Source organism: Mycobacterium sp. OTB74 (genome assembly GCF_029892685.1).
Taxonomy (GTDB): Bacteria; Actinomycetota; Actinomycetes; order Mycobacteriales; family Mycobacteriaceae; genus Mycobacterium.
The window spans coordinates 232340-245957 of record NZ_JARXVD010000005.1 but is presented as its reverse complement, the minus strand read 5'-3'; the positions used below and the strand labels follow the sequence as shown (position 1 = coordinate 245957).

The 13618-nt window shown below is 60.7% G+C and carries 7 protein-coding genes; 6 read left to right on the top strand and 1 reads right to left on the bottom strand.

Annotated features, from left to right (window positions below; all coding sequences use genetic code 11):
• Positions 1–196: 196 nt before the first annotated feature.
• Complete coding sequence (locus M2432_RS10375) at positions 197–1465, bottom strand: glycosyltransferase (RefSeq protein WP_280826707.1); 1269 nt, start codon at positions 1463–1465, stop codon at positions 197–199.
• Positions 1466–1799: 334 nt separating this feature from the next.
• Here M2432_RS10375 and M2432_RS10370 point away from each other — a divergent pair, with 334 nt between their 5' ends.
• From M2432_RS10370 to M2432_RS10345, 6 genes are all read left to right on the top strand, one after another.
• Positions 1800–3197: a hypothetical protein gene (locus M2432_RS10370; RefSeq protein ID WP_280826706.1), complete on the top strand. Its 1398-nt coding sequence runs from the start codon at positions 1800–1802 to the stop codon at positions 3195–3197.
• A gap of 593 nt (positions 3198–3790) precedes the next feature.
• Positions 3791–4225 (top strand): MmpS family transport accessory protein, encoded by a 435-nt coding sequence (locus M2432_RS10365; protein ID WP_280826705.1) that lies wholly within the window; start codon positions 3791–3793, stop codon positions 4223–4225.
• Positions 4222–7101, top strand: a complete 2880-nt coding sequence (locus M2432_RS10360) for an RND family transporter (RefSeq protein ID WP_280826704.1) — start codon at positions 4222–4224, stop codon at positions 7099–7101. Before M2432_RS10365 ends, M2432_RS10360 begins: the two co-directional genes overlap by 4 nt.
• Entirely contained in the window at positions 7101–10049 is a 2949-nt protein-coding gene (locus M2432_RS10355) for an RND family transporter (protein WP_280826703.1), read from the top strand. The genes M2432_RS10360 and M2432_RS10355 overlap by 1 nt, the downstream gene beginning before the upstream one ends.
• Before the next feature lie 592 nt (positions 10050–10641).
• A complete protein-coding gene (locus M2432_RS10350; protein ID WP_280826702.1) occupies positions 10642–10836 on the top strand; it encodes a hypothetical protein in 195 nt (64 codons plus the stop codon).
• 805 nt (positions 10837–11641) lie between these two features.
• Positions 11642–13288: a CHASE2 domain-containing protein gene (locus M2432_RS10345; protein ID WP_280826701.1), complete on the top strand. Its 1647-nt coding sequence runs from the start codon at positions 11642–11644 to the stop codon at positions 13286–13288.
• Positions 13289–13618: the final 330 nt, after the last annotated feature.

The window sequence follows — 13618 nt, the reverse complement described above, 5'->3', positions numbered from 1 at the left end:
CAGATCCAGGTACAGCGAGCGCACGTCATATTCGGTGATGTTCACAATGGCCCTATCTCGCACAACAGCATGATCGGCGCTGAGTCTAAACTTGCCACACCGTCAATTTTCAAAGTTTTCGCGGAATCAGATCGCAGAAGTTGCTCGGTGACGTTCCCAGCAGCCTCGCTCAGGCCGCACGACGACTTGCCACCGGCTAGCCAACGCGCCTTCTGCGGGCGAAATCTTCCGCTAGATCAGCAGCTTTCGTGACGCTGTCGGCGGGTCTGATCATCCGGGCACCAAGCGCTCGGGCACGGGTGAGGTAGTCCGGGGCCAGAATCGTGCGCAGATCAGCAACCAACGTCTTCTCGGTAGCCGCAGAAAAGCGCCGCGAGGCGCCCACCTTCAGCCCTTTGACGGCAGCTCCCCACATGAACTGAACATCCGCCATCCAGAGAACCAGCGTAGGGACTCCCGCGCGCAGGCCCGCGGCCGTGGTGCCCGCGCCGCCGTGGTGCACGAGCGCCCGGCAGGACGGAAAGATTGTCGCGTAATTCACCGCGCCCACGACTTTGACGTGGTCGAACTGCGGGACATCGCTGAAATCGGTCCAGCCGGCGCACACCAGCGCCCGCTCTCCGACTTCCGCACAGGCCCCCGCAATCATGGCGATCATGTCGGCGGGTGACTCCACCGGAATGCTGCCGAACCCGAAGCAGATCGGCGGCGTCCCCGCGGCAATCCACGACATGACATCCGCGTCGGATTCGGTGTTCAACTCCAGCGTCAGGGTTCCGACAAAGGGCCGCTGGCCATTCCAGCGCGCCCACTCGTCTGCCAGCCCTGGGAACAGGGCTTGGTCATAGGCCTGGATTTCCAGCAATTCACGCTGGGCAATCCGATCCGGCACCGGGCCCGACGCAGGTGGCAGGCCCAGTTCGCGACGGGTTGCATCAACGGACTTCTTCACCCCGCGCCAGACCAGCCAGTCATACACCTTCATCGCCGAGCGGATCACCGGCGCCGGCAGATTGGGCACCAACCGGCCGTTTACCCGCATGGGAAACCACAGGACCGTGGCCAACGGGACATTGCAGTATTCGGCGACGTCGAAGACGAGTTCCTCGTAACTGACCCCGGTGATCAGCAGATCCGCCCCGCCCGCGACCGATGTAAGTGTCCTGCTCATCTCCCCCCACGCCCGAAAACCGGGCTCGCGGGATTCGCGGAAATACTTCTGTACATCGCGGACCCGCCAGAAGTTGCGGAAGAAATAGCCCCAGAAGTCGCGAGTGTCCTCCAGCCACGCCTGGGTATCGGGTCCGTAGGCGACTGCCGAGAGTCCAACAGACTCGGCCGAACCGATCAGGTCAGGCGAGACGGCCATCTGCACATCGTGGCCGCGGCGCATCAGCTCGCGGCCGAGAGCGATGCCAGGCTCGACATCCCCACGGGTTCCATAGAAAGCCAGCACAAATTTCATCGGATACTCCCGGCCCTTCAGTGCCCGTCGGCCCTCTTCTAAATGAAAGCGCTGGCCTCAAACTCCTTGGCTCAGCCGCCGCGCAGCGTAACCCAGTACAGACCCGTCCACCTGGGTGATCGGCGAGAAAGTGCCGACAGTCCGGCTCCTGCCAACCACGTGGAGCAACCCGGCGTGGCTTCGCTGTCGATCTTGGCTGGAATCTGGGCTGCGTACCTTGCCAAATCCGAACAGGTTGTCAGCTACTCTGACGCTCGTGTCAATTCGGTTCGCCCGACGACATCGAACGCGCTAGCGCGCCACGGGCGAATCCTGTGCCATCGGAGGTTCATCAGTGACAATCCAGGACCGTTCTGCACGGGTATCGAATGATGCTCCGCAGCCGGACAACCGACTCGTCCTGATGGACCACGCTTTCTATGCGGGGCATCGTGCCGCGGGTCAAAAGGAAGTGATGCAGGTCGGCTGGGTTTATCAGCACGCAGTCGACATCGCGGGCTTGGAGCGATTTCGCGACAAACTCAGTAAAGGAATGATGGGGCGCCTCATCGAGCGGTCGCCGCTGCCATTCGGCCGGTGGCGGTGGGTATCAGACCCGAAGCCCGCGGCACTCGACATCGCTACGAACCCGCGTCCGCGGAACGAACTCGGCGACTGGTTCGACGAGCGCACACAACTACCCATTGATCCGGAATCCGGACCCGGTTGGCGCATCAGCGTCGTCCCTCTCAATGATGGCTCGACTGCGATCAGTTTGGTGCTGTCCCATTACGTGATCGACGGCATCGGTGCCGCCGTCGCGGTGACCCAGGCGCTCCTGGACATGCCCGTCGACCTTGGCTATCCGCCGCCGCGGTCACGCTCCCGCCTGCAGGCCCTGGTTCAAGACGCCCGGGAAGCTGCGCGGGATGCACCGGCAGTGGGGCGGGCATTGTTGGTAGCAGTAAGAGAGGCCAGGCGCCGCCAGCAGGATGTTGTGCACTCACAAGCGCAGGCATCGCTGCCGGCTCCGATGAGCAGCGGTTCCGATGAACGCGTAATTGTGCCCAATGTCTGGGTCCGAATCCGGTTGGACGAGTGGAATGCTTGTGCGGCAGCTTTGGGCGGAACGCCTAGCGCGCTGGCTGCGGCGTTCACCGCGAGACTCGACCGGCACATGGGGCGTCTGCATGGCGATGCCGACGACGTCAAGATGCTGCTCACTGTCAACACGCGCACCATGGACGATGCGCGGGCGGTAGCGGTCTCGTTCGTCCGGATCGGTGTTGATCCGACCAACGCGACAACTGATCTGAGTGATGCCCGCGCCGCCATCAAGCAGGCACTCAAGGACGCCAAAGACGCCCCCGACGAATCAGCGGGGTTCGTGGCCCTGACCCCTTTTACGCCCAAACGGGCATGGAAGCACCTGGTCGACTACGCAGTCAGCGACCCGGAGCAGCCCGCAGTGTGCTCGAATCTGGGCGACACAGGTCCGGCGGCGGGCCGCCCCGACGGCACCCTGTGCGACGGAGGGATGTTCGCTCGAGGAGCGAGTCAGAACACCACGCGAGGCTGGCTTGAGCGAACGGGCAGCCAATTGCACGTTTTTGTCGGCACGTCGACGGAGATGAACCAGGTCGGCGTCTGCATTCGCGGCTACCAGCCGGGCTCTGTCACTACCAGGGTCAAGCTGCGAGAGCTGGTCGAGCGCACGCTGACTGAATTCGGCCTGACCGGCGAGATCGACTGAGGGATCTCCTCTGGTGGCCTTAGCGCCATTGATTCCTGGCGTGCGCCACTGCCTGTGGGGCCGTGGTTGGGGACCTAGCTACATATTTACGTACGCGCAAGTCAATCGCTTTCAGCAAATTCCCAACGATGTGCTCGATGTGTTCGGCCCTGTACGACGCCGCCGAGCAGGGCCCGATCTAAATCTCCGTCGACTGCCGTCTTTAGCACCAGATTTTCCGCCCCTGACCGCCCGGCTTGCACTAGCATCGCCGGTTGTGTCACGCATGCGTCAATATCGAGGTCGACAGTGTGGTTAACTCTTGGTGCGCTCGGACGCAGTGACGGCGATCACGTTAGCTGCAGCGACTCGCGTCGCGGCGGCGGTCGTCGCATATCGGACCGGCTGACATGGCCAGGTGCCGAAGGCAGTAAGCAATGGAAGGTTGGAATGTGTTGAGCGAAGCCAGTTGGCCCGACGTTGAGACAGCTCGACTCGACATCGATATCACGGACTCCCCCGACACGGGCCATGAGCCGAGCCACGAGCCCCTACTTTCCGTCGGTACACCTGCGCCTGCACCTCACAATGGTCGCCCAGGCTTGGGATCTGCGATGTTCAAGCTTCTGAAGCGACTCTGGATTCCACTGGTCATCTCGGCCGTGGTTGCTGTTGGAGGGTTCGCTGTAGTGCGGCTGCACGGCATGTTCGGCTCGGAAAAATCCATCGCCTACTCCGACACCAAACAGGAAGAAACCAAACCTTCCGACCCGAAGCGTATGCGCTATGAAGTATTTGGAACGCCCGGCGCTATCGCCCAGATCAGCTACTTCGATGTAAACGGTAACCCTGTGCATGATGACGACGTAACTCTGCCGTGGTCATTGGAGTTTCCGATCAGCGCGGCGGCCGGCATCGGAAGTGTCGCCGCGCAGAGCAACGGCAACTACATCGGTTGCCGCATCCTCATTGACCGCGAAATTAAAGCCGAGAAGGAAGCCCACCACGAAGTGAGCACCTTCGCCTCCTGCATCTTGAAGGCAGCATGAGCAACCACCAGCTGCCCATCAAGCAGCCACATGTAGCCCGGTTCATCCATCGCTTTGCGCCACTCATCATCTTGGCCTGGGTCGGGGTCCTCGCCGCCCTGGGCACGTTGGTTCCACCACTGGAGCAGGTCGAGAAAGAACATTCAGCATCGCTGAGTATCAACGACGCTCCGTCCTTCGAAGCGGCAGCCCGCATAAACAAGGACTTCGGACAGTCCGCCGCCGACGGCATGGTGATGGTTGTCCTGGAGGGCGAGCAACCGCTCGGCGACGAAGCTCACCAGTACTACGACCAGCTGATTCATCAGTTCGAAGCCGATCCGAAACATGTGATGCGCATCCAGGACTTCTGGGGCGATTCGGCCACCGCGGGCGCCGCGCAAAGCAACGATGGCAAGGCCGCGTACGTTCAGTTGGATCTCGCCGGCGGCTCGGGCCAGACATCGATCGAGGAATCGGTCGCAGCCGTTAATCGCGTCGTCGCGCAGACGTCGGCACCGCCGGGGGTAAAGGCGTATGTAACCGGCCCCTCGGCTATCGCCGCAGAAATGGTCCACAGTGGCGACCGGACCATGATCATGACGACAGCGGTAAGCGTCGCGGTGATCTGTATAACGTTGCTCATCGTCTACCGTTCGATCATCACCGTATTCGCCTTGTTGCTGACGGTCGGGGTGGAAATGGCGGTGGCCCGAGGAGCCGTCGCATTCCTCGGCCAGCACGGGATCCTCGGCCTTAGCACCCTGGCCGTTAATCTGCTGGTATCGCTGGCGATCGCAGCCGGCACGGACTACGGGATATTTTTCCTCGGTCGGTATCAGGAAGCGCGTCAGTCGGGCGAGGAGCGGGAAGCGGCCTACTACACCGCTTATCGCGGGGTCGCCAAGGTTATCCTCGCCTCCGGCGTGACCATTGCTGGAGCGATCTACTGCCTGAGCTTTACCCGGTTGGCCATCTTCAGTTCCATCGGTGCACCATGCGCCGTGGGCGTACTGGTCGTGGTCGCGGTTGCGCTCACTCTGGTTCCGGCATTCCTTGCCGTTGGAGGCCGCTTCGGGGTATTCGAACTCAAGCGCAAAATCAAAGTCCGCGGCTGGCGGCGAATAGGCACCGCGATTGTGCGGTGGCCCGGGCCCATTCTTGTCGCATCGCTGGCGCTGGCACTCGTCGGACTGATAACGCTACCGGCCTACATACCCAGCTACAGCGACCAGCAGTTCATCCCGAAGAATATTCCAGCCAATACGGGGCTTATGGCGGCAGAGCGACATTTTCCCACAGCGGCGATGAAGCCGCCCGAGATGTTGCTGGTGGAAGCCGATCACGATCTGCGCAATTCGACAGATTTTCTCGTTCTGGAGAAACTCGCAAAGGCCCTGCTGGCCGTTCCCGGCGTTGCCAAAGTTCAAGCCCCAACCCGGCCTGAGGGAGCGCCAGTCGCGCACTCCACAATCCCGTACCTGCTGAGCATGCAACAGGCCGGGCAGCAACAATTTATGCATTTTCAGAACCAACGCATGGACGACATGCTCAAGCAGACCGAGCTGCTGACTCGAACAATCGAGATCATGAAGCACATGTACAGCCTGATGAAGCAGATGGCCGCCAACTTGCACGATACGGTCGCTAAAACGCACGATATGCAGGCAGCCACGAACGACCTGCGGAACGATATTTCGGATTTTGAAGATATGTTCCGACCCATCCGCAACTACCTCTACTGGGAACCGCATTGCTACGACATTCCCATGTGTTATTCGGTGAGAAGTATTTTCGACACGATAGATGGCGTTGACGCACTCAGCGACATGCTCAATGGTCTGGTGACAAATCTCGATCAGATGGATGTCATCATGCCGCAGCTGATCGCCCAGTTCCCGGAGATGCTCTCGATCATGGAGACCATGCGGTCCATGATGCTCACCATGCATAGCACCATGTCCGGGGTCTTCGGCGAAATGAACGAGAGCGCCACTAATCCGACCGCCATGGCCAAAGCGTTCGATGCCGCCAAGAACGACGATTCTTTCTACGCTCCGCCGGAGCTTTTCAAGAACCAGGACTTCCTGCGAGTTATGAAGTCGTTCATGTCGCCGGATGGCAAGGCAGTCCGGATGTTCATCTCACAAAAGGGTGATCCCGCATCGCCCGAGGGCATGGCGCGGGTCGACATGATAAAGACAGCGGCTGTTGAGGGGCTCAAGGGAACTCCGCTGGAAGATTCGAAGATCTATCTCGCCGGTACCGCGGCGTCAACAAAGGATATTGTCACGGGTTCCAGATTCGATCTCATGATCGCGGTGGTCTCGGCGCTCTGCCTCATTTTCATCATCATGCTGATCATGACGCGCAGTTTCGTTGCGGCCCTGGTCATCGTCGGCACGGTATTGCTTTCACTGGGAGCTTCGTTCGGGCTGTCGGTGCTGGTCTGGCAGTATTTGCTCGGCTTCGAAATCCACTGGACCGTGCTCTTGATGTCGGTGATCATTCTTTTGGCGGTGGGGTCTGACTACAACTTGCTGCTGGTAGCCCGGATGAAAGAGGAATTGGCCGCCGGTATCAACACCGGCATCATTCGCGCGATGGGTGGCACCGGCAAAGTCGTGACCACCGCGGGTCTGGTGTTCGCCTTCACCATGGGGTCCATGGTGGTCAGCGATCTGCGAAGCATCGGTCAGGTGGGCAGCACGATCGCTCTGGGTCTGCTGTTCGACACCTTGGTCGTGCGCGCGTTCATGACACCATCCATCGCCGCCCTGCTGGGGCGCTGGTTCTGGTGGCCGCAGAAGGTTCGCCCCCGCCCGGCGAGCTCCATGCTTCGGTCCACAGGCCCACGTCCGCTGGTTCGCGCCTTACTTCAGAACCAGCAGCTGTAATGACGGACTTCCAATCGACGACAGTGCCGGCGACCGAACACCCTCGTAGGCCCTTGATGGCGCGGCTGACCCGCACCCTGTCCCCACTCATCATCCTGGCGTGGGTAGCACTGACCCTGGTGGTGACCTTTGCTGTCCCGACGCTGGAGCACGTCGGCCGAGAGCATTCCGTACCAATGGCTCCGAGTGATGGGCCGGCGCTCAAGGCCATGCTGCGCATGGGCCAGGACTTCAAAGAGTCCGATTCGGACAGTTTTGCCATGGTCGTGCTTGAAGGGCAGGAACCGCTCGGCGATGATGCGCACAAGTACTACGACGAGTTGATTCGGCAGTTCAGAAATGATTCGAAACATATCGAACACGTCCAAGATTTGTGGGGCGATCGCCTCACTGCGTCGGGCGCGCAAAGCTCCGATGGCAAGGCTGTCTACGCGCAGCTGAACCTGGCCGGCAACCAAGGCACGACCCTGGGTCAGGACTCCGTCGGGGTAGTTCGCAATATCGTCGACCGGACTCCACCGCCCGCAGGCGTCAAGGCCTATGTCACCGGTCCGGCCGCACTTGTGACCGATATGCAGCACACTGGCGACAGTTCCATCCTGAAGCTGACAATCGTCGGTGCCGTCATCATCTTCATCGTGCTGCTTTTCGTTTACCGTTCGATCAGCACGGTGATTCTGCTGCTGATCACGGTTGGCGTGGAAGTATTCTCCGCCCGCGGAATCATCGCGTTCCTGGGTGATCACAGCATCGTCGTACTCTCGACATTCTCGATCAATCTGCTTGTGGCACTCGCGATGGCGGCCGGAACCGATTACGGCATCTTCTTCTTCGGTCGATATCAAGAGGCACGCCAGTCCGGCGAGGACCGGGAATCGGCCTATTACACCGCCTACCACAGCGTCGCTCCTATTGTCCTAGGATCAGGTTTGACCATCGCCGGGGCAATGCTGTGCCTGAGCTTTACCCGGATGCCCATCTTCCAGACCATCGGCGTGCCCTGCTCCGTTGGCTTGCTCATTTCCGTGATAGTCGCGCTGACCTTGGTTCCGGCGGTTATCACCGCCGGAAGCAGACTGGGGCTTTTGGACCCGGCACGCGAAATTGCGTTCCGCCGATGGCGGCGAATCGGGACGGCGATTGTCCGCTGGCCCGGGCCCATCCTGGTCGCGTCATTAGCGTTGGCGCTCGTCGGTCTGCTGGCACTGCCGGGATACCAGACCAGCTACAACGATCGCGATTACGTACCCAAGACCATTCCATCCGAGATGGGCAATGCAGCCGCTGATCGTCATTTCTCCCAGGCCCGCATGATGCCGGAAATCCTGATGATCGAAGCCGACCACGATATGCGCAATCCAGCAGACATGTTGGTGATGCACAAACTGGCCAAGGCCATCTTCCGGGTTCCCGGAATATCGCGAGTACAAGGCATAACCCGGCCCGAGGGGACTCCGATCGAACACACATCGATCCCCTTCCTGATCAGCATGCAGAATGCCGGTCAACAACAGACGATGCAGTCCATGAAAAGCCGCATCGACGATATGGGCAAGATGGCCGTCATCATGGGCAGACAGATCGAGCTGCTGAAGCGTATGTACGAACTTCAGAAGAAGCTGAACGACATCACCCACCAGTCATTTTTGATGACTAAACAAATGCTGGACACGATGGACGACTTGCGAAATACGCTCTCTGGTTTCGAAGACTTTTTCAGGCCGATCCGGAACTACCTCTACTGGGAACCGCACTGCTACAACATCCCGATATGTTCCTCGATACGAGGCGTTTTCGACGCACTGGACGGTGTCGATGACCTCACAGACAAAATGCAGGGCATGGTGCAGAATATGGCGGAGTTGGACCAGCTGATGCCAGAGCTCCTCGCGCAGATGCCAAAGATGATCGCGATCCAAGAGTCCATGCGGGACATGCTGCAGACCATGTCCGCCACCATGTCCGGGACCTTCGCGGTGATGGACGACGCAAACAGCAACACCAATGCAATGGGGCAGGCGTATGACGCGGCCCACAACGACGACTCCTTCTTCTTGCCGCCGGAGGTTTTTGAGAACGCGGATTTCAAGCGTGCGATGACCTCTTTCCTGTCCCCCGACGGGAAAGCAGCCCGATTCATCATTTCCCACAAGTCCGATCCAGCTTCACCGGAGGGCATTGGCCGCATTGCTCAGATAAGAACTGCAGCCGAAGAGGCGCTCAAGACAACGCCCATGGCTGACGCGAAGATTTATCTGGCAGGAACTGCGTCGACCTTCAAAGACTTCCGCGACGCTTCCGAATACGATCTGTTCATTGCGGCCGTGGGCGCACTATGCCTGATTTTCATCATCATGCTGATCCTGACGCGAAGCTTGGTGGCCGCCATGGTCATCGTCGGTACCGTGGCACTTTCGTTGGGTTCATCGTTCGGGCTGTCGGTGCTGATCTGGCAGTACATCCTGGGCATCAAACTGGAGTGGATGGTGCTGCCGATGTCCGTCATCGTCCTGCTGGCAGTGGGCTCCGACTACAACTTGCTGCTGGTATCCCGGATCAAAGAGGAACTGGCCGCCGGCATCAATACCGGCATCATCCGCGCTATGGGAAGCACCGGCAAGGTCGTGACAAACGCCGGCCTGGTGTTCGCGTTCACCATGGCCTCTATGGCATCCAGCGATTTGCGGATCATCGGTCAGGTCGGAACGACCATCGGTCTGGGGCTGCTGTTCGACACCCTGGTCGTGCGATCGTTCCTTACACCGTCAATCGCCGCGCTGCTCGGCCGGTGGTTCTGGTGGCCACAGACAGTCCGTCCGCGTCCTGCCAGCCTGATGCTCCGAGATTCCGGACCGCGGCCGCTGGTGCGGGCCTTGCTGCTACCGCCGGAGGACCGGGAGGACAGCGCCGACGCAATCACCGCCGAACTCCCGAAGTCGTCGGTCTAGATTCAGGTTCAACGCGACGGGGATGCGCAGGAGCTACACAATCGTCGTCGCGCCCTGACACAGCGGCGGCGGCTGGCGATCAAGCCCTGACTCTCGGTTGAGTTCGCGGCCCAACTGGGAATCGCCTGGGAACCTAGCTGGGAATCACCTTGGAATTCGAGTAGTGCACTACTCGTGTTCCGGCCTGTGCCCGACAGACACACTTTCTGGCATGACGAAGAAATTCAGTGCTCTCAACGCAGCGGCACTAGCCGCACTGGCTGGTGCCGTAGGAATTATCGCGTCCGAGCCTGGCTCGACGCGCACCGCTGCAACCGGAATGAGTACTCCTGGGACGACCAGCTTCTCGCTCGTCGCAACCTGGTTTGTCCCACCACCGCCACCTCCAGCGGCTGCACCGCCAGCACCAGCTCCAGCACCGGAACCCGCGGCGCCGGCTGCCACCCATGCGGCCCCGGTGCAGGAGCCGCCAGTCGCTGCCCCGGCCCCACCACCTCCTCCGCCCCCTCCGCAGTTGAAGTTGTGGTACGGCCCGGGGAGCCCCGGAGGGCTACCTGCCTATGTGTCGATTACCAACAACGACAAACCGTCTGTGACTTGCCAATACGCCGCTGCTGCGGTGGCGGGGCCTGCAGCTGCGATCAACTACGTCGACACCGCGACCGTGACGATCAATGGCTCGGCCGAAACCAGATTCGATCGCCCGGCGGGCCAGACCGGCTCAACCTGGCACGCCACCGTGACATGCGACAACGGCCTGTCAACCAGCGCGGACACGGTCTACTGAGCGACGCGACCGTGGCCAGCGAGCAATGCAGCGGAAACACTGTTTATCTCTGCCATATCGACGGCGCATCGTCCAGTACGAGTCCGCCAGCAAGACGGTGGATCACCGCGGCGGCAGTCGGCCTGCTCGCTGTAGCAACCTTGGCGTCGTGTGGTGATAACCAGGGTGCGGCGGGACGCGCTACGGGCACCACAACACCAGCGGCCACCACACCGCCACCGGTCAGTACGCCGTCGGCCACCACCCAGCCAGCGGTCACGAACAAGCCACCAGTGACAAAAAAGAAGCCCGCGCAAGCAAAAGGCGCGCGGCTGGGATGCGGAACATATTGTCAGGCCGCAGGACTCCTCAATGGCGGGGGAGGCGGTGATCATCCCGCAGTGGCGATCCCGTCGAGCGGAACCGCATCCGTCTCCGCCGACGGCTACGCACCGGTGAAGTTGACTTGCAATCTGACGGTGCAATGTAGAGGCTCTGTAGTCCTGAGGCTGTCTCGACCTGGATTCAATGACCAGGGACACGTTGCCGGTAGATCAGACGTAGAGGTACCCGCGGGCGCCACGACACAGATCGATGTCCCGTTGGACGCAACGTCGCTTTCCTGGCTGCAGTCGCACGGTCCGACCGACCTGACCGTCATTGTTGAGGCGGGGCTGTCATTCGGGTGCGACGGCAACGCGTGGGGCCCCAATGCGCAGACAACGATGGGACTCCCGCCATGTGGAACCGGCCAAGGCGCCCCCGTAATCCATGGGTTTGACCTCTTGAGCACCGGTGAATTGACCGTCGCGGGTCCGGAATAGCAATGGCGCAACCCAGGTGGAGACCCACCCGCCGCGAAGTGCTTGTCGCGACAGTAGCGGCTGTCGTCGGCGTCGTGGTACTGGTGTGTTACGCATCAGGATTGTTGAAAACCCTTGAGCGGCAAAGCGTTGATGAACGGTTCTCCTGGCGGGGTCCACGATCGGCCGGCTCTGAGATCGTGATCATCGGAATCGACCAGACGACATTCGAGGAATTCGGCACCCGGCCACCACTACCCCGCTCCTACTATGCCCAAGTCCTCGACCAGGTCCGTGCCGGGTCGCCACACCTCATCGTTGTCGACGCAGAGTTCCGTGGGCGGTGCGATCCTGCGAGCGGGTGCGACCCAGCCGAGGACGACAAACTGCTGGCGGCGATTGCCCGTGACGGCCCAGTGCTGCTGGTGACCCATGACGGGCCCCAAGGACCTATGACGGTGCCTGCCGGCGTTCCTGATGCGCAAGGAGCGGTTGTCGTGAGCGACGCCATCGAAAAGGACCCCGACGGCGTGTTGCGCAGGATGCTGTACGCCCCCGTCGACCTCAAAACACTTGCCGTTCGCAGCGCGGAGCTACTCCCGAACCACCCGGTGAACGAGAGCAGCTTCCCTGATAACCACGCCTGGATCGACTTCCGCGGCCCGCCTGGCACCTTCCCGCACTACTCATTCTCCGACGTGATGGCAGGCCGGATTCCCGCCAGTGCGTTCACCGGCAAGGCTGTGCTCATAGGTGCCACCGATCCAATCGGTGACGACTTGTTCGTAACATCGATCTCGCCGGTTCCCATGCCCGGGGTCGAAGTCCACGCCAACGCCCTATGGACCACCCTGGCCGGCATCCCGCTCAAACCTGTTGGTGTGTCAGTAGATATCGTACTGATCCTCACCCTGATAGCGATCCCAGCGGCCATCGGTACGCGCAGATCGGGCCTGGTGATACTGGCCGGGTCGCTTGGTCTGCTGATTGTCTTTCTGTTCGCCGCACAACTCGCTTTCAACGCCGGCTGGATCGTCGCGGTGATAAATCCGCTCGTCGGCCTCGCCGCCAGTACAGCGGGCATGATCGCCGTCGATGCCTACATGCAGCAGCGTCAGCGTGCGGCACTTGAGAAAACGCTGGGTGACTTGCTGCCGCCCCGGATCCCATCGGCTTTCTTCATCAGCTATCGGCGCAGTCAGACCACCTGGCAAGCACGTGATATCCGAAAGGAACTCGCACGGCGTTACGGAGACGCGAGCGTGTTCATGGACACGTCGTCGATCGAATACGGCGAGACTTTTCCCGATGTGATCGCCAGCGCGATCAGAGGGTGCAGCGTCATGCTCGTACTTATCGGGCCGCACTGGATGCAAACTGTCGCGGGTGCTCGCCGCATCGACGACCCCAACGACTGGGTACGTCGCGAGATCGAAGCCGGTCTGCAGCGTCAGGAAGTCATCGTGATCCCCGTACTGCTCGACGGCGCATCTGCTCCGGATGAAGCGGAATTGCCCGATCCCATCAAGGGTTTGGCAACGCGAAATGCAGTGTCGATCACCGGTGATGATCTGTCTGCGGACATTGACAAGGTGGTGACTTCCATCGAGCGGACTCGAGGACGAGCTGCCCAGGCGAATGTCGGTATGCCGCCGCCGGGAGTCGAGTAGCCAACTATTCGTACTGGCAGGGGTTTCAGCATGGAAAATCGGCTCGGTATCCGGCTTTTCGGAGAGGTGAGCCATTTCGCTGTATGACGCAGGGGCGTTGGACCTATCCCCCGAACAGTTCACTGCACCCTGACGATGCGCCCCGACCGGCGCATCCTCTCGATGAACATCAACCTCTCACCAGACCAGACCGTATCGGCGTGGGTGTGGCCGGGCCCTGCCGCCTGGCACGACGATTTGTGTAAGAAGCTGAGCTACAACATGAGTGACGGTCAGTGGGCTGACTGGGTGTCAGGCTCGAGCAAGCCTACAGATTCTGATATTCGATTG

What these genes read in the sequence shown, in the direction of transcription:
- M2432_RS10360 (WP_280826704.1), top strand. Translation starts at nt 4,222, where the DNA reads ATGAGCAACCACCAGCTGCCCATCAAGCAGCCACATGTAGCCCGGTTC.
- M2432_RS10365 (WP_280826705.1), top strand. Translation starts at nt 3,791, where the DNA reads ATGTTCAAGCTTCTGAAGCGACTCTGGATTCCACTGGTCATCTCGGCC.
- M2432_RS10345 (WP_280826701.1), top strand. Translation starts at nt 11,642, where the DNA reads ATGGCGCAACCCAGGTGGAGACCCACCCGCCGCGAAGTGCTTGTCGCG.
- M2432_RS10375 (WP_280826707.1), bottom strand. Translation starts at nt 1,465, where the DNA reads ATGAAATTTGTGCTGGCTTTCTATGGAACCCGTGGGGATGTCGAGCCT.
- M2432_RS10355 (WP_280826703.1), top strand. Translation starts at nt 7,101, where the DNA reads ATGACGGACTTCCAATCGACGACAGTGCCGGCGACCGAACACCCTCGT.